At 71.4% G+C, this 20,772-nt stretch carries 20 protein-coding genes; 2 read left to right on the top strand and 18 right to left on the bottom strand.

Going from position 1 to position 20,772, the window contains the following annotated elements; genetic code table 11:
• Positions 1-386 precede the first annotated feature (386 nt).
• Positions 387-1,046 (top strand): endonuclease NucS, encoded by a 660-nt coding sequence (gene nucS, locus AC067J_RS13840; protein WP_478298755.1) that lies wholly within the window; start codon positions 387-389, stop codon positions 1,044-1,046.
• An 18-nt stretch (positions 1,047-1,064) separates the two neighbouring features.
• On the opposite strand, the gene AC067J_RS13835 is transcribed toward nucS, so the two are convergent.
• The 5 genes from AC067J_RS13835 to AC067J_RS13815 all read right to left on the bottom strand — a co-directional run bounded on the left by AC067J_RS13835 (position 1,065) and on the right by AC067J_RS13815 (position 7,455).
• Positions 1,065-3,524: an ATP-binding protein gene (locus tag AC067J_RS13835; protein ID WP_478298753.1), complete on the bottom strand. Its 2,460-nt coding sequence runs from the start codon at positions 3,522-3,524 to the stop codon at positions 1,065-1,067.
• 192 nt (positions 3,525-3,716) lie between these two features.
• Positions 3,717-4,049: an STAS domain-containing protein gene (locus AC067J_RS13830; RefSeq protein WP_478298751.1), complete on the bottom strand. Its 333-nt coding sequence runs from the start codon at positions 4,047-4,049 to the stop codon at positions 3,717-3,719.
• A 487-nt stretch (positions 4,050-4,536) separates the two neighbouring features.
• Positions 4,537-5,406 carry a 3-hydroxyacyl-CoA dehydrogenase family protein gene (locus AC067J_RS13825; RefSeq protein WP_478298749.1) on the bottom strand — a complete coding sequence of 290 codons (870 nt, stop codon included), beginning with the start codon at positions 5,404-5,406 and terminating at the stop codon, positions 4,537-4,539.
• Positions 5,407-5,596: 190 nt separating this feature from the next.
• On the bottom strand, positions 5,597-6,247 hold the full coding sequence (locus AC067J_RS13820) for a response regulator (RefSeq protein ID WP_478298747.1): 651 nt from the start codon (positions 6,245-6,247) through the stop codon (positions 5,597-5,599).
• Entirely contained in the window at positions 6,244-7,455 is a 1,212-nt protein-coding gene (locus AC067J_RS13815) for a sensor histidine kinase (protein ID WP_478298745.1), read from the bottom strand. Before AC067J_RS13815 ends, AC067J_RS13820 begins: the two co-directional genes overlap by 4 nt.
• A 157-nt stretch (positions 7,456-7,612) precedes the next feature.
• Here AC067J_RS13815 and AC067J_RS13810 point away from each other — a divergent pair, with 157 nt between their 5' ends.
• Entirely contained in the window at positions 7,613-8,200 is a 588-nt protein-coding gene (locus tag AC067J_RS13810; RefSeq protein ID WP_478298743.1) for a hypothetical protein, read from the top strand.
• Positions 8,201-8,225: 25 nt separating this feature from the next.
• Here the strand turns inward: AC067J_RS13810 and AC067J_RS13805 are convergent, their stop codons facing one another.
• The 13 genes from AC067J_RS13805 to AC067J_RS13745 all read right to left on the bottom strand — a co-directional run bounded on the left by AC067J_RS13805 (position 8,226) and on the right by AC067J_RS13745 (position 20,724).
• Positions 8,226-8,798 carry a cob(I)yrinic acid a,c-diamide adenosyltransferase gene (locus AC067J_RS13805; RefSeq protein WP_478298741.1) on the bottom strand — a complete coding sequence of 191 codons (573 nt, stop codon included), beginning with the start codon at positions 8,796-8,798 and terminating at the stop codon, positions 8,226-8,228.
• 190 nt (positions 8,799-8,988) lie between these two features.
• Positions 8,989-9,489, bottom strand: a complete 501-nt coding sequence (locus AC067J_RS13800) for a DUF2550 domain-containing protein (protein WP_030302766.1) — start codon at positions 9,487-9,489, stop codon at positions 8,989-8,991.
• A 148-nt stretch (positions 9,490-9,637) separates the two neighbouring features.
• Entirely contained in the window at positions 9,638-10,021 is a 384-nt protein-coding gene (locus AC067J_RS13795; protein ID WP_478298739.1) for a F0F1 ATP synthase subunit epsilon, read from the bottom strand.
• A 186-nt stretch (positions 10,022-10,207) separates the two neighbouring features.
• The gene (gene atpD / locus AC067J_RS13790) at positions 10,208-11,653 is read right to left on the bottom strand and encodes a F0F1 ATP synthase subunit beta (RefSeq protein ID WP_478298737.1); all 1,446 of its coding nucleotides are present in this window, start codon (positions 11,651-11,653) and stop codon (positions 10,208-10,210) included.
• Positions 11,654-11,655: 2 nt separating this feature from the next.
• Positions 11,656-12,570, bottom strand: coding sequence for a F0F1 ATP synthase subunit gamma (locus AC067J_RS13785; RefSeq protein WP_478298735.1), 915 nt, complete (start codon positions 12,568-12,570; stop codon positions 11,656-11,658).
• 32 nt (positions 12,571-12,602) lie between these two features.
• Entirely contained in the window at positions 12,603-14,177 is a 1,575-nt protein-coding gene (gene atpA, locus AC067J_RS13780; protein ID WP_478298733.1) for a F0F1 ATP synthase subunit alpha, read from the bottom strand.
• Between the two features lie 158 nt (positions 14,178-14,335).
• Entirely contained in the window at positions 14,336-15,151 is an 816-nt protein-coding gene (locus tag AC067J_RS13775) for a F0F1 ATP synthase subunit delta (RefSeq protein ID WP_478298731.1), read from the bottom strand.
• Positions 15,148-15,708 (bottom strand): F0F1 ATP synthase subunit B, encoded by a 561-nt coding sequence (locus AC067J_RS13770; RefSeq protein ID WP_478298729.1) that lies wholly within the window; start codon positions 15,706-15,708, stop codon positions 15,148-15,150. Before AC067J_RS13770 ends, AC067J_RS13775 begins: the two co-directional genes overlap by 4 nt.
• Before the next feature lie 34 nt (positions 15,709-15,742).
• The gene (gene atpE, locus AC067J_RS13765) at positions 15,743-15,979 is read right to left on the bottom strand and encodes an ATP synthase F0 subunit C (protein WP_329883017.1); all 237 of its coding nucleotides are present in this window, start codon (positions 15,977-15,979) and stop codon (positions 15,743-15,745) included.
• Positions 15,980-16,075: 96 nt separating this feature from the next.
• On the bottom strand, positions 16,076-16,888 hold the full coding sequence (gene atpB, locus AC067J_RS13760) for a F0F1 ATP synthase subunit A (protein WP_478298727.1): 813 nt from the start codon (positions 16,886-16,888) through the stop codon (positions 16,076-16,078).
• Between the two features lie 285 nt (positions 16,889-17,173).
• Positions 17,174-17,617 carry a hypothetical protein gene (locus AC067J_RS13755; protein WP_478298725.1) on the bottom strand — a complete coding sequence of 148 codons (444 nt, stop codon included), beginning with the start codon at positions 17,615-17,617 and terminating at the stop codon, positions 17,174-17,176.
• A gap of 292 nt (positions 17,618-17,909) precedes the next feature.
• Positions 17,910-19,271, bottom strand: a complete 1,362-nt coding sequence (locus AC067J_RS13750) for an MraY family glycosyltransferase (RefSeq protein ID WP_478298723.1) — start codon at positions 19,269-19,271, stop codon at positions 17,910-17,912.
• Positions 19,272-19,431: 160 nt separating this feature from the next.
• Complete coding sequence (locus AC067J_RS13745; protein ID WP_478298721.1) at positions 19,432-20,724, bottom strand: serine hydroxymethyltransferase; 1,293 nt, start codon at positions 20,722-20,724, stop codon at positions 19,432-19,434.
• Positions 20,725-20,772 lie beyond the last annotated feature (48 nt).

The following is a 20,772-nucleotide window of genomic DNA, read 5'->3' as shown; positions in this document are numbered from 1 at the left end:
CGGACGGCCGTGTTTCCGGCACCGCGCCGAGGCGGGGGCGCCGAGGACCCGTCGAGGGACGTGGTCGGGGGCGCCAACCGCTCAGAACAGCGTGGCAGTCAACGGCGGGCCTGACCGGCGATTCCGGTTGATTGCTCCGGGAATGAGCCCCGGTGCACCAGATTGGCCGGATCCCGTCGGATCGTTCATCTGAAGTCTCCATCCCCGTTGACAGCGATCCCGCAAGCAAGCCGTCACACACCGTAGCTGCCAATGGTGGTGGCCGCCAGGGTGCCGACAGGCTTTCGAGGGATCGCAGGGCATCCATGTTCGCGGGGTTCGCGGATTCTTCACCCGGTCGTCGCGGAATCGCATCAACTGGCCCCGGTGGGCTAGCGTGGTCGACCGTGCGTCTCGTAATTGCCCGCTGCTCAGTCGACTATGCCGGTCGGCTCTCCGCCCATCTGCCCTCCGCCACCAGGCTCATCCTGGTCAAGGCCGACGGCAGCGTCAGCATCCACGCCGACGACCGCGCCTACAAGCCGCTCAACTGGATGTCCCCGCCGTGCGTCCTCAAGGAGGCCGACGGGGTCTGGACAGTGGAGAACAAGGCCGGCGAGAAGCTCATCATCACCTTGGAGGAGGTGCTGCACGACTCCTCCCACGAGCTCGGGGTGGACCCCGGACTGATCAAGGACGGCGTCGAGGCGCACCTCCAGGAGCTGCTCGCGGACCGGATGGAGGTGCTCGGCGCCGGCTGGTCCCTGATCCGCCGCGAGTACCCGACCGCGATCGGCCCGGTCGACATCCTCTGCCGCGACTCCGACGGCGCGACCGTCGCCGTCGAGATCAAGCGGCGCGGCGAGATCGACGGTGTCGAACAGCTCACCCGCTACCTGGAGCTGCTCAACCGGGACCCTCTGCTGGCCCCGGTGAAGGGCATCTTCGCCGCGCAGGAGATCAAGCCGCAGGCCCGCGTCCTGGCCACCGACCGGGGCATCGGCTGCGTGGTGCTGGACTACGACGCGCTGCGCGGCATCGACGACGACAAGCTGAAGCTGTTCTGACCCGTCGTCGCCGACCCCTCAGGGGGTCGGCGACGACGGTGAGGTCGTGGACGCCGTCGGACTCGGCGGTTCCGTCGTCGGCGGCGGCGTGGTCGACGGCGCGGACGTCGGGGAGGTCGGCGGGGAGCTCGTCGTCCCCGTGCCGCCGGCGGCCTGACCCCCGCCGTCGGTACCCCCGCTGTTCGCACTCCCCCCGCCGGCGTTCCCGCCGTTGGTGCCGCCGCCGTTGGCCGCGCCACCCGCGCCGGTGCCGCCACCGCCGCCCGCCGCGCTGCCCGCCGGGGGCGGCGGGTTGCCGCCCGTACCGCCCGCTCCCCCGCCCGTACCGCCCGCCGGCGGCGACTGGCCCGGGGCCGACGACTGCGGGGCCGTACTGCTCGCACTCGCGCTCGGCGACCGGCTCGGCCGCTTCGACGCCGAGGGCGAGGCCGACCGCGAGGGCGAGCCGCTGCCGCCCGTGGAGGGCTCCTCCGCCTCCTCCTCCGCCGTCGTCGACGCATCGGCCGGGGAGGACCCCGGCACCTCGGACGCGGCCGCGGAGGAGGCCCCCGAGGCGGTCGGCCGGGGGCTGCCCTGGCGCGGCGACGGCTGGGTGCCGGTCAGCAGGGAGCCGTCGTCGCTGCTGCTGTGCGGATCGTTGCCCTTCGACTCGCCGGTCGTCATCGCGACCGCCGTGCCGAGCACGCCCAGGGCGAGCACGGCCGCCGAGGCGGCGATCACCGTACGCCTGGTCCGGCCGGGGCCGGCGGTGGCCTTGAGCCGCAGCGGAACCTGCCTGATGACCCGGATGACGGGCCGGCGGGCGGGTGCCGAACCGGCGGGCGCCGCGGCCGGCAGCTGCCGCCCGTCGGCGCGCAGCAGGTCGAGCATCCGGCGCGCGCCGGCCGCCCCGCGCGGCTCGCCGAGGGCGGCCCGCAGTGCGAGCGCGGCCTCCAACTCGACCGTCGCCCGCCCGGGTTCACGCGCACAGATCGCGTAGACGCCCAACTCGTGGTGGAACCAGGCCTCGTCGGCCCGCGCACCGGCCTTCCGGGCGGCTTCCAGGCCCAGTTCCAGGGCGCGCTCCCAGGCCCCCCAGCGCAGCGCCAGCGCGAGCGCCGGGGCGGCCGCCCTGGCCAGCCGCAGCACGGAGGCGTGCCGCCCGGCGGCGCGGTCGGCCAGCAGCACCCCGATCACCACCTCGGCCTCGGCGGCGATCTGCGCCAGCGAGACCGAGGAGTGCCCGACCCACCAGGCGAAGTGCTGGGCGGCACCGTCGACGCTGTCGCGGGCGGGCCAGTGCGGGGCGAGCAGTTCCAGCGCCCCGGCGGTGAGCCGGTGGTGGCCGCCGATGGAGACGGCGAGTCCGGCGTCGGCGAGTTCGGCGAGCGCGCTCTCGCCTTGGCCGACGTCGATCAGCGCGGGCAGGTGCGGGGCGGTCGGGCACTCGCCGCCGAGCGCCACGGCGAGCCGCAGCACGGCCTGGGCGGTCTCGCCGAGCCCTTCGGCGAGCCGGACGGCGGGCAGCGTGGACTCGGCGACCGAGGGCAGCGGGACGGTGCCGCGCAGCGCGGCCTCGCGGACCGCCGGGTCGGGGTCGTGAACCGGGCCCCGGACGGCTCCGAAGACGTCCAGCCGGTCGTCCTCGGCGGCCACCAGCGCGTCCACCGCGACGTCCCGCTGCCGCAGCAGCGCGGCGGCCTGGACGAACCGCAGCGGCAGGCCCTCGGACTCGAACCAGAGGTCCACCGCCCAGGCCTTCTCCGCCGCGTCCAGGGGTCGTCCGGCCAGCCGGGCGGCGAGCGTCAGGCAGGCGGGCCGGGAGAGGCCGGCGACCAGGTGGTCCCGGAGCCGGGAGTCCGGCGACAGCTGCGGGCTGTCGGGGGCGACGGAGATCAGGAAGGCGCAGTCCGGCGCGGCGGCGAGGAGCTGTTCCAGCTCGGGGCCGGAGGGCTCGACCTCGTCGACGACGACGATCGCGCCGACCTGGGCGAGGTGCTCGGCGAGCTGGCCCGGGTCGGGGCGGAAGCCGGGGGCGTGGTGGGTGGCGGCGAAGAGGTCCTGGAGCAGGTCGGCGGCGGTGCGGCGGTGGCCGCAGAGCTGGACGACGCCGCCGGGGGCGAGGTCGCCGGCCGCTTCGGCGACCGCCGAGAGCAGGGCGCTGCGGCCGGATCCGGCCTGGCCGACCAGGCGTATGGAACGGCCCTCGGCGAGCAGTCCGAGCAGTTGGGCGACGTCGGCCTCGCGGTCGAGCAGCGGCAGGTCCGCGGGCCCGGCGCCGAGGGCGAGCGGGCCGACCTGGCGGCCGGCGTCGCCGGCCGGGCCCCGGGCGGGTCCGCTGCGCCCGCTGCGGCGGGGGCTGGGCCGCCACTCGTCGGGGCAGGGGCGCACCTCGGATCCCTCCGGGGTGCCGACGGTCACCAGCAGCCCACCGGAGACCAGCTCACCGCCCCGGGTCCGTACGGCCTCCTGCCGGAACTCACCGGATGGCTGTCCCACGATCTGCTCCGCCCCACGCTCGCGCCGACGACTTCGTGCGGCCGCCTGCGGACCGGGGGCACCTCCCGGCCGAAGGCTGGGGGGCCGGGCGTGGCCCCGGCGGCCGTTTCCTGACGCCAGACTCTCGCACATCCGCGCCCGCCCGCGCAGCGTCGTGCCGGCTCCGGCCGCCCGGAGCGGCGCGCGCGCAGGTCAGAGGACGGGGAGGGTCGCGCCCCGGGGTTCGGCGACCATGCCCTCGACGGCGAGGATCCGGTGCAGCCGGGTGGCCACCAGGAGCCGCTGGAGCTGGGCCGGGACGGAGCGGAGCACCAGCCGGCGGCCGATCCGGCCGGCCCGGCGGTGGGTGCCCATGATCACGCCGAGGCCGGTGGCGTCCCAGGACTCCAGCCGGGCGAGGTCGAGCACGAGGTCGCCGAGGCCGCCGTCGACGGCCTGGTGCAGCCGGGACCGCGCGTCGGCGGCGGTGCGCACGTCGAGGCGGCCTTCGATGGCAAGCGCCACGTGGTTGCCGGTGATGCGCATGCTCTCCTCCTCCGCGTGGCGGGCCTGCGTGGCGGGCCTGGTCGGGGTCGTTCCGCTGCGTCCGCCCCGGCCGTGCCGGGTCCGGATGCGGGGGTGTCGGTCTCGGTGGGCGGTCGGTGGCGGTGTCGATGACGGTGTCGATTCGGGCGGGCCTGCGGCCCCACGCCCGGCCCCGGCCGGAATCCCGGGTTCCCCCTCATCTGACGGCGAACCAGCCCCGCGGGTTGCTGGTTCCGGCCAGATCTGAAGCAACTTCACTCGTCCGAGGGAATATACGCAGGAAGTCTCCACACCTACGCTCGATTACCGCCCAAATCACCCGTCTGCACACCCGGCGTGAGGAAACTCACCCACCCCGGCCCCCGCCCCGGCAGGGGCCGTGCGGTGCTCCGACCGCACGGCCCGCCGGCCCGCCGGCGCCACCGGCTCAGCGGCGCCGTCGACTCGACGGCGTCACCGGCTCGACGGCGTCACCGGCACCGGTCGGTCACTTGCCCGGGTACGGGTAGAAGCCGCGGCCGCTCTTGCGGCCCAGGTCGCCGGCGGTGACCATGCGCGCCATGATCTCCGGCGCGGCGAACTTCTCGTCCTGGGTCTCCTCGTAGATGTTCCGCGCGGCGTGCAGCAGGATGTCCACGCCGGTCAGGTCGGCGGTCTCCAGCGGGCCCATCGGGTGGCCGAAGCCGAGCCGGCAGGCCGTGTCGATGTCCTCGGCGGTGGCGACGCCCGACTCGTACAGCTTGGCGGCCTCGACGACCAGCGCGGTGATCAGGCGGGTGGTGACGAACCCGGCCACGTCGCGGTTGACGACCACGACGTCCTTGCCGACGCCCTCGGCGAAGGCCCGGGCGACGGCCAGCGTCTCGTCGCTGGTCTTGTAGCCGCGGACCAGCTCGACCAGCTTCATCAGCGGCACCGGCGAGAAGAAGTGCACGCCGACGACCGACTCCGGGCGGCCGGTGGCGGCGGCGATCCGGGTGATCGGGATGGCGGAGGTGTTGGAGGCGAGCACCGCGCCCGGCTTGGCGAGCTTGTCGAGCTCCTTGAAGACGCCCTCCTTGACGTCCAGCCGCTCGAAGACCGCCTCGACCACGATGTCGGCCTCGGAGACCGCGTCCAGGTCGGTGGTGGTGGTGATCCGGCCGAGCGCCGCCTCGGCCTCCTCGGCGGTCAGCCGGCCCTTGGAGACGAACTTGTCGTACGAGGCGCGGATGCCGGTGAGGCCGCGCTGGAGCGCCTCCTCGGTGACGTCGCGCAGGACCACGGGGTGTCCCGCCTGCGCGGAGACCTGGGCGATGCCGGCGCCCATCAGGCCGGCACCGATCACGGCGATCCGCTTACTGGACACATTGCTCATGGCTTGGTCTCCCGATGCCGTCGCCGCCCCTGCGGGCGGGCCCTGAAGGCGGCTCAGGGCAGGGATCACCGGCGCCGAGCCGCGTCGCTCTTGGGCCGGACTTTAGTGCCCGAACGGCCGGTGTGGGGCCATCCGAAGGTGTGATCTGCGCCGGACCGGAGCGGGCGGGGAGGTCGGTCGACCGGGTCGATCAGATCGTCAGCCCGAGATCCTGGGCGAGGATCGCCGCCTGCACCCGGCTCCGCAGCCCCAGCTTCGCCAGGATCCGGCTGACGTGCGTCTTGGTGGTCGCCTCCGCCATCTCCAGGCGCCGGGCGATCTCGCCGTTGGACAGTCCGGCCCCGATGTAGGTGAGCACCTCCCGCTCGCGCGGGGTCAGCCCCGACACCGCCTCCCGGACCGCCGGCCCCACCTGCCGCTCCGGGCGGGCGAAGGTGCCGATCAGCCGCCGGGTCACCGAGGGTGCCAGCATGCCGTCCCCGCGCGCCACCGTACGGATGCCCTCGACCAGGGTGTCCGCCTCCAGGTCCTTCAGCAGGAAGCCGGCCGCGCCGGCCCGCAGCGCCCCGTAGACGTACTCGTCGAGGTCGAAGGTGGTCAGCACCAGCACCTGGGCCGCCCCGGCGGCCACCACCTCGCGGGTCGCCGACACCCCGTCCAGCCGGGGCATCTGGACGTCCATCAGGACCACGTCCGGCCGCAGTTCCAGCGCCAGCCGGACCGCCTCCTCCCCGTCGGCGGCCTGCCCGACCACCTCCAGGTCCGGCTCGGCCCGCAGGATCATCACCAGCGCCGTGCGGACGGCCGCCTGGTCCTCCGCCACCAGCACCCGGATCGTCATGCCCGCCCCGCCTCTCCCTCGGTCGTCAGCGCCCGCGGCAGGACCGCCCGGACGTTCCAGCACCCATCCGCCGGACCGGCCTCGAAGCTGCCCCCCAGCAGCGAGGCCCGCTCCGCCATCCCGACCAGCCCGGCCCGGGCGCCCGGCAGCGCCTGCCCCGCACCGCTGCGGAACGGGCTCTCCACGGCGATCAGCAGCTCCTCCGGCCGGAACTCCAGCAGCACCCGGACCTCCCCCGGCCCGGCGTGCTTGAGCGCGTTGGTCAGCGACTCCTGGACGATCCGGTACGCGGCCAGTCCCACCGGGACCGGCAGCTCCCCGCGGTCGCCGCTCTCGGTGAGCTCGAAGCCCAGCCCGACGTCCTCCCCGGCCGCCCGGGCCTTGGCCAGCAGCGCGTCGACCGCTCCCAGGTCCGGCGCGGCGTACGACTCGTCGACCTCTCCCCCGCCGCTGTTCCGCAACAGGCCGATGATGCGGCGCATTTCGGTCAATCCCTGGACGCTGTTCTCCCGGATCACCGCCAGCACCTCCACCAGCGGGTCGTCCTCCGCCCGCCGCTGACGCCGGGCCACCGACTGCGCGCCGGTCGCGTGGATCGCGATGGCCGACAGGTGGTTGGCCACCACGTCGTGCAACTCCCGGGCCATCCTCGCCCGTTCGGCCACCACGGCCTGCCGCCGGTCCATCTCGGAGAGCAGCGCGGTCTGCTCGGCCCGCAGCCGCTGGGACTCCGCCTCCTGGCGGTGCTTGCGCACGATGTCGCCGGTCCAGACGGGCGCCAGGAAGACCAGCGCGGTCACCACCACGACGGCCACCGCCGTCGGGGCGTCGCTGTAGATCAGCACCAGCGTCGAGAGCACCAGCACCGAGGCCGCACCGGTCAGGTGCAGCACCCGCGACATCTTCGGGTTGCCGTAGAGCACCGCGGCGTAGAGCAGGTCGGTGTACATCAGGGTGGTCGCCAGGAGCGCGCCGTTGAAGATGCTGACCCCGAAGACGATCCCGCCGACCGACGCGATGAGGATCGGCCGGCTCCGGCGGACCAGCTCCAGCGAGGCCATCACCACCAGGGGCGGGACGACCATCCAGCGGGCGATGTGCCCGGAGCCGTCGTAGACCTTGACGGCGATCAGGAACAGGCCCCCGAGCAGCCCGAAGAGCGCGATCGCACGGTCTTCCTGCTGCGGGGTGAGTGTCGGTCTGCGCACGACCCCATCAGATCATCCCCGGCACGGCCCCCGACTCGGGTCCGGGGAGGAGTCCGGGTACATCGAAAGGTGCAGCCCGGACTCGGCTCCCGCGACGACGACGCGCGGACCCGCGCACGGAACGCTGGAAGCACCACCGAACATCCCGGAGCCCGCCATGATCGTCACCCTCATCCTCGCCGCCGAGGTCGCCTTCTGGGTGGTCCTCGGTCTGGCCCTCACCGCCCGCTACCTGCTGCGACTGCGCACGCTGAGCACCGCCCTGCTGATCGGCCTGCCGGTCCTGGACCTCACGCTGTTCACGCTCGCCGTGCTCGACCTGCGCGGCGGCGCCACCGCGAGCTGGACGCACGCGCTGGCCGCGAGCTACGCGGGCTTCTCGCTCGGGTTCGGGCCGTCCCTGGTCCGCTGGGCCGACCGGCACTTCGAGTACCGCTTCGCCGGCGGCCCCAAGCCCCCGCGCTCGCCCAAGTACGGAACGGCCCGGACCCGCTACGAGTGGCAGGTGGCCGGCCGCACCACGGTCTCGGCCGGCGTCACGCTCGCCCTGATCACCCTCATGGTGCCGCTCTCCGCCGGGGCCGCGCAGTTCTCCACCTTCGGCGGCTGGTACCTGCGGCTGGCCCTGGTGGCCGGGATCAACCTGGCCGTGGCCGCCGGCTACTCGATCTGGCCCAAGGAGGCGCCGGCCGGCGCGATCGTCGAGGACGGCCACGTGGTCGGCTGGAAGATCCCGCAGCAGTAGCAGTCGTCGGTCGGCGGTTCGTCGGTCAGCGGTTCTCGCCCGGCACCCAGAGCACGTCGCCGCGCTCCCCGTTGGCCGCCCGGGCCAGGATGAAGAGCAGGTCCGAGAGCCGGTTCAGGTACTTGGCGGTCAGCGGGTTGATGCTCTCCCCGTGCACCTCGACGGCCGCCCAGGTGGCCCGCTCGGCCCGGCGCACCACCGTGCAGGCCAGGTGCAGGTACGCGGCGCCGGCGGTGCCGCCGGGGAGGATGAAGCTCCGCAGCTTCTCCAGCGACTCCAGGTAGTGGTCGCAGTCCGTCTCCAGCCTGTCGATGTAGGACTGCAGCACCCGCAGCGGCGGGTACTTCGGGTCCTCCACCACCGGGGTGGCCAGGTCCGCGCCGACGTCGAAGAGGTCGTTCTGGACGCGGGTGAGCACCGCGACGACGTCCTCCGCCAACCCGCCCGCCGCGATCGCCACGCCGATCGCGGCGTTGGCCTCGTTGGCGTCCGCGTAGGCGACCAGGCGCGGGTCGGTCTTGCTCGTACGGCTCATGTCGCCCAGCGCGGTGGTGCCGTCGTCGCCGGTCCTGGTGTAGATGCGCGTCAGATTGACCATGCGGCCAAGACTAACCGCGAGGTTAGGCGACGTTAACCCTCTCCCACCCCGAGGGTCTCGTCGCTACGCGACGTTGACCTCCCCCAGCCTCCGGCCGGGGGGACCCCCACCCCGAGAGTGTCGTCGCTACGCGACATTCACCCTCCCCCAGCCTCCGGCCGGGGGGACCCCCACCCCGAGGGTCTCGTCGCTACGCGACGTTGACCCTCTGCCCGGGTGGGGCTGCTTCGAGCCAGGCGAGGAAGCCGGTGAGTGCGTCGTCGCTCATCGCGAGCTCCAGCGGGGCGCCGTTGTGCAGGCAGCGCAGCACGACCGAGCCGGAGAGCAGGGCCAGCTCCTCCTGCCCCTCGGGGTAGCGCCGGCCCAGGACCTCGATCTCCCGGCGCGGGAGCACCTTGCGCGGGCGCGGGGCGTACGAGAAGACCCGGAACCACTCGATGGAGTCGCCGCTGTACCGGCCGATACCAAAAACCCACCCCTTGCCGTCGGTCTGGGGAACCGGGGCCGAGGTGGGTTTGCCGTTCTCGTCGAGGTCGGGCTGCGTCGAGGCGTCGGCGGGCATTTTGAGCCGGTAGCTGCAGTCGAACGTGCCGCCGACCCGCTGGATCACACGGCGGCGTACCGCGAACGCGACCAACCCGATCACACCGAGCGCCACGACCGCCGCACACACCACAAGGGCGAGGACCATGCTCACCTACCTCCTCGCTACCCGCGTTCCCCGTTTCGGTCGTACCAGGCGACCGCGTTGACCTACCAACTGAGACGACAGTCCCGGGGTCACGCTCAGGCGTCCCCGGGACCGTCGGTCGACCCCGCTCAGGCGGGGTCCGGCGCACTCAGGCGTGGGCCTTGAGGCCACGCGCCGCGAACAGACGCACCTCGGCGCGCCGCTCGGCGTGCGCGTCGATGTCCGCCTTGGCCTTCTCCAGTGCGCGCTCGGCGCGCGCGACGTCGATCTCGTCCGCCAGCTCGGCGATCTCCGCGAGCAGAGAAAGCTTGTTGTCGGCGAAGGAGATGAAGCCGCCGTGCACCGCGGCGATCACGGTGCCGCCGTCCGTGGTGCGGATGGTGACCGGACCGGTCTCCAGCACGCTCAGCACCGGGGTGTGACCCGGCATGATGCCGGTGTCACCGGAGGCCGTACGGGCGACGACGATGGTGGCCGCACCGGACCACACCTTGCGGTCGGCTGCGACCAGCTCGACGTGCAGCTCAGCCAACGTGGGCTCCTAGGCTCATGCAACGCCCGATTACTCGGGAGTTTCGGTAAGAATAACGGGCCCGCGCCCCCGGCATGAAACCGGCGGCACGGATTTGACCGGAATCACAGCCGGTGCGACGTGAGGGGTGGGTCCCAGGGCTGGGGCCCACCCCTCACGGTCACACTCCGCTGCTACCGGCCGCGATTACTTCTTCGCGAGCTCGGCGGCGTTGCGCTCGAGGTCCTCGATGCCACCGCACATGAAGAACGCCTGCTCGGGGACGGAGTCGTACTTGCCGTCCGCGATCGAGTTGAAGGCCTCGATGGTCTCGGACAGCGGCACGGTCGAACCCTCGACGCCGGTGAACTGCTTCGCCACGTAGGTGTTCTGCGAGAGGAAGCGCTCGATGCGACGGGCACGGTGGACCGTGATCTTGTCCTCCTCCGACAGCTCGTCCATACCGAGGATGGCGATGATGTCCTGGAGGTCCTTGTACTTCTGCAGGATCCCCTTGATACGGATGGCCGTCTCGTAGTGGGTCTGCGCGATGTACCGCGGGTCGAGGATGCGGGACGTGGAGTCCAGCGGGTCGACGGCCGGGTAGATGCCCTTCTCCGAGATCGGGCGCGACAGAACGGTGGTCGCGTCCAGGTGGGCGAAGGTGGTGGCCGGGGCCGGGTCGGTCAGGTCGTCCGCGGGGACGTAGATCGCCTGCATCGAGGTGATCGAGTGACCGCGGGTCGAGGTGATGCGCTCCTGCAGGAGGCCCATCTCGTCGGCCAGGTTCGGCTGGTAGCCCACCGCGGAGGGCATGCGGCCGAGCAGGGTCGACACCTCGGAACCGGCCTGGGTGAACCGGAAGATGTTGTCGATGAAGAGGAGCACGTCCTGCTTCTCGACGTCACGGAAGTACTCCGCCATGGTCAGCGCGGAGAGCGCGACGCGCAGACGGGTGCCCGGCGGCTCGTCCATCTGGCCGAAGACCAGCGCGGTCTTGTCCAGAACGCCCGAGTCGACCATCTCGTCGATGAGGTCGTTGCCCTCACGGGTACGCTCGCCGACGCCGGCGAAGACCGACACACCACCGAAGTTCTCGGCGACGCGGTAGATCATCTCCTGGATCAGAACGGTCTTGCCGACACCGGCACCACCGAACAGACCGATCTTGCCACCGGTGACGTACGGGGTGAGGAGGTCGATGACCTTGATGCCGGTCTCGAACATCTCGGTCTTGGACTCGAGGTCCTTGAAGTCGGGGGCCTTGCGGTGGATCGGCCACCGGACCTGGACCTGCGACTCGAACTCGTCCTTGTCGACGTTCAGCACCTCACCGAGGGCGTTGAACACCTTGCCCTTGGTGATCTGGCCGACCGGCACCGAGATGGCGGCACCGGTGTCGGTGACCTGCGAGCCACGGACCAGGCCGTCGGTCGGCTGCATCGAGATGCCGCGGACCAGGCCGTCGCCGAGGTGCTGGGCGACCTCAAGGGTGAGGACCTTCTTGCCCGTGCCGTCGGGGTTGTCCACCTCGACGTGCAGGGCGTTGAACATGTCCGGAATCGCGTCGACGGGGAACTCCACGTCGACGACCGGGCCGATGACCCGCGCGACGCGGCCCGTCGCCGTGGTCGGCTCAACAGTGGTAGTCATACTCATTCGCTCCCGCGGCTCGCGTCAGCGAGCGCGTTGGCGCCACCGACGATCTCGCTGATTTCCTGGGTGATCTCGGCCTGACGGGCCGAGTTGGCAAGCCGCGTGAGCGACTTGATGAGCTCGCCGGCGTTGTCCGTCGCGCTCTTCATCGCGCGGCGGCGGGCGGCGTGCTCGGAGGCGGCCGACTGCAGCAGCGCGTTGTAGATCCGGCTCTCCACGTACCGCGGCAGCAGCGCGTCGAGGACGCCCTCCGCCGACGGCTCGAAGTCGTAGAGCGGGAAGATCTCCGTCTTGGCCGACGACTCGTCGCTGAGCTGGACCTCGTCGAGCTTCAGCGGCAGCAGCCGGGCCTCGACAGCGGTCTGCGTCAGCATCGACTCGAACTTGGTCGAGATCACGTGGACCTCGTCCACCCCGCCGGTCTCGGCCGTGAAGGCCTCGATCAGCGCGGCCGAGACCTCCTTGGCGTCGCCGTAGGTCGGCTTGTCCGAGAAGCCCGTCCACGAGTCCGCGACCGCGAGGTCGCGGAAGCCGTAGTACGAGACGCCCTTGCGGCCGACGGCGTACGTCACCACGTCCTTGCCCTCGGACCGCAGGCGCTCGGAGAGCGCCAGCGAGGCCTTGATGGCGTTGGACGAGTAGCCGCCCGCCAGGCCGCGGTCCGCCGTGATCAGCAGGACTGCGGCACGCGTGGCGTTCGGGTTCTCGCTGGTGAGCGGGTGCTTGGCGTTGGACCGGGTGGCCACCGCCGTCACCGCCCGGGTGAGCTCATCGGCGTACGGGGTGGAGGCGGCCACCGCGCGCTGCGCCTTACCGATGCGCGCCGCGGAGATCATCTCCATCGCCTTGGTGATCTTCTTCGTCGCGGTGACAGAGCGGATCCGGCGCTTGTAGACCCGAAGCTGTGCTCCCATGGGTCGTTACGTCCTTTCCCTCGCTACCGGACTCAGGCCTGCTCGGAGAGCAGCTTGCCGTCAGCGGTCTGGTAACCCTGCTTGAACTCGCCGATCGCGGCGGTCAGCGCGTCGACGGTGCCGTCGGCGAGCAGGCCGGTCTCGACGATGCCCGCGAGCAGGTCCTTGTGCTGCAGGCGCACGTGGTCCAGGAACTCGCGCTCGAAGCGGCGGATCTCGGCGACCGGGACGTCGTCCAGCTTGCCGGTGGTGCCGGCCCAGATGGAGACGACCTGCTCCTCGACCGGGAACGGCTGGTACTGGCCCTGCTTCAGCAGCTCGACCATGCGCGCACCGCGCTCCAGCTGGGCCTTGGAGGCCGCGTCCAGGTCGGAGCCGAAGCCGGCGAAGGCCTCCAGCTCACGGTACTGGGCGAGGTCCAGGCGCAGACGGCCGGCGACCGAGCGCATGGCCTTGATCTGGGCGGAGCCACCGACGCGGGAGACCGAGATACCGACGTTCACGGCCGGGCGGATGCCGGCGTTGAACAGGTCGGACTCCAGGAAGCACTGGCCGTCGGTGATCGAGATGACGTTGGTCGGGATGTACGCCGACACGTCGTTGGCCTTGGTCTCGATGATCGGGAGACCGGTCATCGAGCCGCCGCCCAGCTCGTCGTTCAGCTTCGCGCAGCGCTCCAGCAGGCGGGAGTGCAGGTAGAAGACGTCGCCCGGGTACGCCTCGCGGCCCGGCGGGCGGCGCAGCAGCAGGGAGACGGAACGGTAGGCCTCGGCCTGCTTCGACAGGTCGTCGAAGATGATCAGGACGTGCTTGCCGTCGTACATCCACTCCTGGCCGATGGCGGAGCCGGTGTACGGAGCGAGGTACTTGAAGCCGGCCGGGTCGGAGGCGGGAGCGGCCACGATGGTGGTGTACTCCAGCGCGCCGGCCTCCTCCAGGGCGCCGCGGACGGACGCGATGGTGGAGCCCTTCTGGCCCACGGCGACGTAGATGCAGCGGACCTGCTTCTCCGGGTCGCCCGAGCGCCAGTTGTCGCGCTGGTTGATGATCGTGTCGACGGCCACCGCGGTCTTGCCGGTCTGGCGGTCGCCGATGATCAGCTGGCGCTGGCCGCGGCCGATCGGGGTCATCGCGTCGATGGCCTTGATGCCGGTCTGCAGCGGCTGCTTGACCGACTTGCGGGCCATGACGCCCGGGGCCTGCAGCTCCAGGGCGCGGCGACCGGTGGAGGCGATGTCGCCCAGACCGTCGATCGGGTTGCCCAGCGGGTCCACGACGCGGCCGAGGTAGCCGTCGCCGACCGGCACGGAGAGGACCTCGCCGGTGCGGCGCACCGTCTGACCCTCCTCGATGCCGCCGAACTCACCGAGGATGACGACACCGATCTCGCGGGTGTCGAGGTTCAGCGCGAGGCCGAGCGTGCCGTCCTCGAACTTCAGCAGCTCGTTGGCCATGACCGAGGGCAGGCCCTCGACATGGGCGATACCGTCCGCTGCGTCAGTGACCGTGCCGACCTCTTCCACAGAGGCGGCGTCCGGCTGGTACGACTGGACAAAGTCGGCCAGCGCGTCCCGGATCTCCTCCGGACGGATCGTAAGCTCCGCCATCAGGCTTCCCTGCTCTCCTAGTTTGCGATCCTCGGCCCGCCATTGAGGGCCGCAAGTACTCGACTCTCGGCCGGGTCGTATGAACCGGCCGTACGATTTGCCGACTCCGGTGGAGCCGGTTCCCGACCGAGGGTCGGATGTGCTGCTTTTGGTGGGGTTCAGCCTTCGAGCGACTGGCGAGCGCCCTCAAGGCGGCTCGACACGGTGCCCTCGATGATCTCGTCACCGATCTGCACCCGGACACCGCCGACGACCTCGGGGTCGACGTCGATGTTCAGGTGGACCTGGCGGCCGTACAGCCGGCCGAGAGCACCCGACAGGCGCTCCTTCTGGCTGTCCGACAGCGGCACCGCGGTGGTGACCAGGGCCACCACCCGGCCGCGCCGCGTGGCGGCGAGCTTCGAGTAGGACTCCAGGCCCTGCTCCAGGCTACGTCCACGCGGGGTGTTGACCAGGCTGGTGACCAGCCGGACGGTGCCCGCGTTGGCGCGGCCGCCGAGCAGCTTCTTGATCAGCTCCGCCTTGGCGGCGGCACCGGCCTTCGGCTCGGTCAGCGCGGAGCGCAGCTCGTGCGAGCCGCTCACCACCCGGCCGAACCGGAACAGCTCGTCCTCGACGTCGTCCAGGACACCGGCCTTCTCGGCGGCGATGACCTCGGCGTACGAGGACAGCTCCTCGACCGAGTCGACCAGGTCGCGCGCACCCGACCAGCGGGAGCGGACCAGGCCGGAGACCAGGTCGACCGTCTCGCCGGAGACCTGGCCGGACAGCAGCGAGGAGACCAGCTGCGCCTTGTCCTGACCCGACCGGGACGGGTCGGTCAGCACGCGGCGGAGCGACACCTCACGGTCCAGCAGGGCCGTGACGGCGGTGAGCTCCTCGGCGAGCTTGACCGCGTCCACCGAGGTGGAGTCGGTCAGGCTCTCCAGGTTCTGCCGCCCGGCGGCGAGGGCCTCGCGGCTGGCGCCGATCACTTGGCCGCGCCCTGAGCAACGGCGGCCTTGGCCTCCAGCTCGTCCAGGAAGCGGTCGATGACACCGCTCTGCCGCGCGTGGTCCTCAAGGGACTCACCCACGATGCGGGACGCCAGCTGGGAGGCCAGCGAGCCCACGTCCTGGCGCAGGGCGGCGGTCGCCTGCTTCTTGTCGGCCTCGATCTGGGCGTGGCCGGCGGCGACGATGGCCTCGCGCTGGCGCTGGCCCTCCTCGCGCATCTCGGTGAGCTGGGCAGCGCCCTGCTCGCGAGCCTGCTCGACGATGCGGGCAGCCTCGTGACGCGCGTCGGCGAGCTCGGCGCGGTACTGCTCAAGCAGGGCCTGGGCCTCGGCCTGAGCGGCCTCGGCGCGCTCCATGCCGCCCTCGATGGCGTCCCGGCGCTCCGACAGCACCTTCTCGATGCTGGGGAGGAGCTTCTTGCCGAGCAGACCGAAGACGATGAAGAAGCAGATCAGGCCGATGATGACCTCGGGCCACGCGGGGAGAAGAGGATTCATGATCTCCTCCTCCTGCGCGATCTGAGCCGCGATGCTCATATCTGGACCTTCCTCGAATGGGTCTACGGCGGGATTACTTGTTGCCGAAGACGAACGGCATGACGATGCCGATCAGAGCGAGGGCCTCGGTGAGCGCGAAGCCGATGAACATGTTGGCGCGGATGAGACCGGCAGCCTCGGGCTGGCGGGCCATGGCCTGGACACCGTTACCGAAGATCAGACCGACGCCGATGCCGGGGCCGATGGCGGCGAGGCCGTAGCCGATCGAGGCGACGGAACCGTAGACAGTGCCCTCAGCGAGGAAGCTCATTGCAGTTGTCCTTTGCAGGGGTGGTGAACCGGTGGTGATTGGCCACCGGGCATTCCGGGAGGTGTGGTTCGGGGGTGGGGCCGGGGAGCCCCAGGCTCAGTGCGCCTCTTCGAGGGCACCGGCGATGTAGCTGCTGGCCAGCATCACGAAGATGTAGGCCTGCAGGAACTGGACCAGCAGCTCGAAGGCGGTCAGCGCGATGGTCACGACGAAGGACGCCGTGCCGTACAGCGCGCCCAGGGTCGGGCTGAGCAGGTACCAGGAGGCGATGGAGAACATCACGATCAGCAGGTGGCCGGCGAACATGTTCGCGAAGGCTCGGACCGCGAGCGTGAAGGGGCGCACGAAGATGTTCGAGAAGAACTCGATCGGCACCAGGATGAACATGACCCAGCCGGGGATGCCCGACGGCCAGCAGAGGTTCTTGAAGCCGCCCACGAAGCCGTGCTTCTTGAAGGTCAGCGTCATGTAGGTGATCCACACGACGGCTGCGAGGCCGGCCGGGAAGGCGATCGCCGCGGTCACCGGGAACTGGGCGAACGGGATGATCGACATGATGTTCATCAACCAGATGAAGAAGAACATCGAGACGAGCATCGGGACGTACTTCTCGCCCTTCTTGCCGATCGTCTCCAGAACGATGGAGCGCTTGACGAAGTCGTAGCCGATCTCACCGACCAGCTGCAGCTTGCCGGGGACGAGCCGCGGCTTCGCGAAGGCGGCCCAGAAGAACAGGACGACCAGCACCGCGACGATCATCGACAGCAGCATCGGCTTGTTGAACTCGAAGCTGCCGATCGTGAAAATCGGCTCGAACTGGAACTCGTTCAGACCCGGGGCCGGGAAGCCGCAGCCAGCGTCCCCGAAGTGGCAACTGCCTGAGGCGAGGGACGTGAGTTCAGCACTCACCACGGACTCCTTCGTCGTGACGCATGGTTACGGCAACCTCGGTGTGTCGGCGTGGCCTGCGACCACGGAGCGGCACTGGAACTTGATGGGTTTCTCGCCGACCCCGCCCGGCGGTGCGCTGCACCACCGCGGGATCATCGAAGACTGCGCGGATCCGGGGGGCGATCGGTCCGCCGTGCGGACAGACCTGGCCTCTTCCCGTACTCCGTTGTTGCGACGGACGATAGCAGTCCGTCAGCGCGGCATAAACACCGCCCCCCTCGTTGGGGGGACAGTGGGGCGTCGTCACTGTTGACGCCCCTTGTCGGACGGCTTGTCGCCCTTGTTTTCAGAGGCGTTGGGGTCGACGTAGAACATCTTGGCCTTCAGCGCGCCGCGCACCTGGAACCCCGTCCAGATGAGTGCGCAGCCCAGCAGCGTGAAGGCGAAGGCCTGTCGATTGAAGAGTTCGGTGTCCTTGAACACGGCCAGCACGATGCCGACCAGCAGGATCTGCGTCGTGTACACCAGGAGCGCCGCGGCCATCATGATGTGCGGGTTCGACCTGGTCAGCCGGTCGAGCGCGACCTGGCCGGACGTGAAGAAGGCCATCACCAGCAGCGTTCCGAAGAGGGCGCCGAGCAGCCCCTTGCCACCCGCGACTGCAAAGGAGATCGCCATGGCGATGACTCCGGCGACCGCAGTGGGGATCGCGGCGCCTCGGAGGATCCGGGCGTCGTTGGACGGCATGTCGGCAACTCCGGCGGCATGTCGATGTGGCGGGGGGACGGGCACAGAACGTGGTGGTGACACCGGACCGGGACCGCCGTGGACCGGCCGCTCTGCGGCGAGTCCGTCGAGGGAGACCGGCCAGGGACGGAAGTCATCCACCTGTGAGGTCTTTCGGCGTGTTCTCGGTACTCGTGAACGGTATCACAAACTATTTGATGAGAGCTTTACCATGAATGTGTGGCACCTGTCACACCGATGGCCCAGCAGTGCCGCCGAACGAGTGAGTCCACTTGACAGCGCGTCACTCCCCCTACCTGCCGCGGCCGTTGCCGTGACCACGGCCGCCGATCGCGGAGGACCCCTTCGTCACCCCCCCGAGCAGTCGCTTGTCCTCGGCGGACAGCTCGGCCATCGGCTCGGAGGCCGGGTCCGAGGCGGACGCGGCGGTCAGGACCTCGCCCTGCTCCTCACGCTCCGCGACCGCGGCGGCCCTGCGGGCCGCGGGACGGCGGCGGTAGCGCGGCGGGACGAAGGCCTGCACCGCGCGCGGGGCCCGCGGCCGGAACCGCGGGGTGAGCAGCACGACCAGGCCGACCAGGCAGAGCCCGGCCAGCGTCAGCACGACGGTGCGGCCGGTGTTGGTGACCGAGAAGGCGACGGTCCCGAAGGCGATCAGCGCGGCCCAGAAGTACATGATCAGTACGGCGCGGCTGTGCGAGTGGCCGACCTGGAGCAGTCGGTGGTGCAGGTGCCGCTTGTCGGCGGCGAACGGGGACTGGCCCGCCCAGGTGCGGCGGACCACCGCGAGCAGCAGGTCCGCCAGCGGCAGCGCGATGACCGTCAGCGGCAGCAGCAGCGGGATGTAGATCGGCACCAGGGCGTGCACGGTGGCGGTCTGCGAACCGGTCTCGCTGGTGATCAGGTCGGGGTCGACGCGGCCGGTGATGGAGATGGCGGCGACGGCCAGCATCAGGCCGAGCATCATCGAGCCGGAGTCGCCCATGAAGATCCGGGCCGGGTGCAGGTTGTGCACCAGGAAGCCCACGCACATGCCGATCAGCAGCACGCTGAACAGCACTGCGGGGGCGGCGTCGCTGATCGTGTAGCCGTACCAGAGCCGGTAGGAGTACAGGAAGAAGGCCATCGCGGCGATGCAGACCATGCCGGCGGCCAGGCCGTCGAGGCCGTCGATGAAGTTCACCGCGTTGACCATGACGACGACCAGGGTGACCGAGATGACCATGCCCTGGGTGGGGCTGACCGCGACCGGGCCGACGCCGGGCACCGGCAGGGTGATCACCGTGACGCCCTGCCAGACCATCACGCCGGCGGCGATCATCTGGCCGCCGAGCTTCACCAGGGCGTCCACGCCCCACTTGTCGTCCAGCACGCCGAGCAGCCACATGATCCCGGCGCCGGAGAGCAGCGCGCGGATGTCGGTGCCCTGGGAGAACACCTTGCTCAGGTTGTCCAGTTGGGAGGCGACCAGGATGCCGGCGCAGAGACCGCCGAACATGGCGATGCCGCCGAGCCGGGGGGTGGGTTCGCGGTGCACGTCACGGGCGCGGACCGGGGGCATCGCCCCCGCCGCGATGGCGAACTTCCGGACCGGGCCGGTCAGCAGGTAGGTGACGGCCGCGGTGCAGAACAGCACCAGCAGATACTCACGCACCACTGGCCTCCTGCTGCACTGTCCGACGGGTGGGTACCGAAGGTACTCCCGTGCCTGTCCGGGGTTCGAGGTGCGTCGCCACAGCACACACCTTATTGAGTCGGACGCCGGGGGTGTGCATCGCGGTTCGCCCTACCGGGTAGGAGAACCGGATAGCCGGTCAACGGCGGCCCGCGAAGGCCCCCGCGAGCTCCCGGACGCGCTCCCCCACCCGGACGTCCGTACCCCCGGCGAGCAGCCGTCCGATCAGCCCGGCGATCTCCGTCAGCTCGCTCTCGCCCATGCCCTGCGAGGTCACCGTGCCGGTTCCCAGCCGGATGCCGGAGGCCTCGGACGGCGGTGCGGGGTCGTACGGGAGCGCGCACTTGCCGAGCAGCAGCCCGGCGGCGGCGCAGCGGCGCTCCGCCTCGGCGCCGCTCACCCCGAGCGGGCCGACGTCGGCGGTCACCAGGTGGGTGTCGGTCCCGCCGGTCAGCGGGCGCGCCCCGGCCGCTTCGAGCCCCGCCGCGAGCACCCGCGCCCCCGCCACGGTGCGGTGGGCGTAGGCGCGGTACGCGGGGGTGGCGGCCTCGGCCAGCGCGACGGCCTTGCCGGCCACCTCGTTCATCGCGGCGCCGCCCTGGCTGAACGGGAAGACCGCCCGGTCGATCCGTTCGGCCAGCTCGGCGGTGCAGAGCAGCAGGCCGCCGCGCGGGCCGCGGAGCAGCTTGTGGGTCGCGGCCACGGTGACGTCCGCGTACGGCACCGGGGAGGGCGCCAGGCCGGCCGCGATCAGGCCGGTGGTCTGCGCGACGGTGGCGACCAGGTAGGCGTCCACCTCGTCGGCGATCTCCCGGAAGGCGGCCCAGTCCGGGTGCCGGGGGTGCGAGATGGAGCCGGCCATGATGGCCTTGGGACGGTGCCGGCGGGCCAGCTCGCGGACCTGGTCGAGGTCGACCAGCCCGTCCTCGCGGTGCACCCCGTAGCCGACGAACTCGAACCACCGGCCGGAGAAGTTGGACCGTGAGCCGCAGCTGAGGTGGCCGCCGTGCTCCAGCGACATCGCCAGCACCGTGTCCCCGGGCCGCAGCAGTGCCGCGTAGGCCGCCAGCACGGCCGAGGTGGCCGAGCGCGGCTGCACGTTGGCGTGCGGGGCCGCGAACAGCGCGCGGGCCCGGTCGACGGCCAGCAGCTCGGCGGCGTCGGCCAGCGCGCAACCGGTGTGGTGGCGCCGGCCCGGGTAGCCCTCGGCGTACTTGTCGATCAGCGGCCCGGTGAGCGCGGCCAGCACCGCCGGACTGGTCAGGTTCTCCCCCGCCAGCAGCTGGATCGTCTCGGCCCTCCGCTCGGCCTCGGCGGCCAGCAGGTCGGCGAGCTGCGGGTCGGCCCGGAGGAGGGCCTCGTCGGGGGCCTCGGACGCCCACCGGCGCCCCGTCGTGTCGGTGGAGCCGGTCGCGGCATCGGTGACGGTCATGGCGGGGCTCCCGGGCTGCATGGGGGCGCCTCCCGGCCGGAGACCGGG

It is taken from the genome of Kitasatospora sp. NPDC042419, from assembly GCF_056437345.1.
The sequence above is the reverse complement of the archived record's forward strand: the minus strand, read 5'-3'. Positions and strand labels throughout refer to the sequence as shown.

Coding starts and splice junctions, on each gene's coding strand:
- AC067J_RS13830 (WP_478298751.1), bottom strand. CDS start 4,049: ATGCGCATCACCGGCAACCACGTGGCGCTTGCCATCGAAGGCCGCCTC.
- AC067J_RS13825 (WP_478298749.1), bottom strand. CDS start 5,406: ATGAGCAATGTGTCCAGTAAGCGGATCGCCGTGATCGGTGCCGGCCTG.
- AC067J_RS13820 (WP_478298747.1), bottom strand. CDS start 6,247: ATGACGATCCGGGTGCTGGTGGCGGAGGACCAGGCGGCCGTCCGCACG.
- AC067J_RS13810 (WP_478298743.1), top strand. CDS start 7,613: ATGATCGTCACCCTCATCCTCGCCGCCGAGGTCGCCTTCTGGGTGGTC.
- AC067J_RS13805 (WP_478298741.1), bottom strand. CDS start 8,798: ATGGTCAATCTGACGCGCATCTACACCAGGACCGGCGACGACGGCACC.
- AC067J_RS13800 (WP_030302766.1), bottom strand. CDS start 9,489: ATGGTCCTCGCCCTTGTGGTGTGTGCGGCGGTCGTGGCGCTCGGTGTG.
- atpD (WP_478298737.1), bottom strand. CDS start 11,653: ATGACTACCACTGTTGAGCCGACCACGGCGACGGGCCGCGTCGCGCGG.
- AC067J_RS13785 (WP_478298735.1), bottom strand. CDS start 12,570: ATGGGAGCACAGCTTCGGGTCTACAAGCGCCGGATCCGCTCTGTCACC.
- atpA (WP_478298733.1), bottom strand. CDS start 14,177: ATGGCGGAGCTTACGATCCGTCCGGAGGAGATCCGGGACGCGCTGGCC.
- AC067J_RS13770 (WP_478298729.1), bottom strand. CDS start 15,708: ATGAGCATCGCGGCTCAGATCGCGCAGGAGGAGGAGATCATGAATCCT.
- atpE (WP_329883017.1), bottom strand. CDS start 15,979: ATGAGCTTCCTCGCTGAGGGCACTGTCTACGGTTCCGTCGCCTCGATC.
- AC067J_RS13755 (WP_478298725.1), bottom strand. CDS start 17,617: ATGCCGTCCAACGACGCCCGGATCCTCCGAGGCGCCGCGATCCCCACT.
- AC067J_RS13745 (WP_478298721.1), bottom strand. CDS start 20,724: ATGACCGTCACCGATGCCGCGACCGGCTCCACCGACACGACGGGGCGC.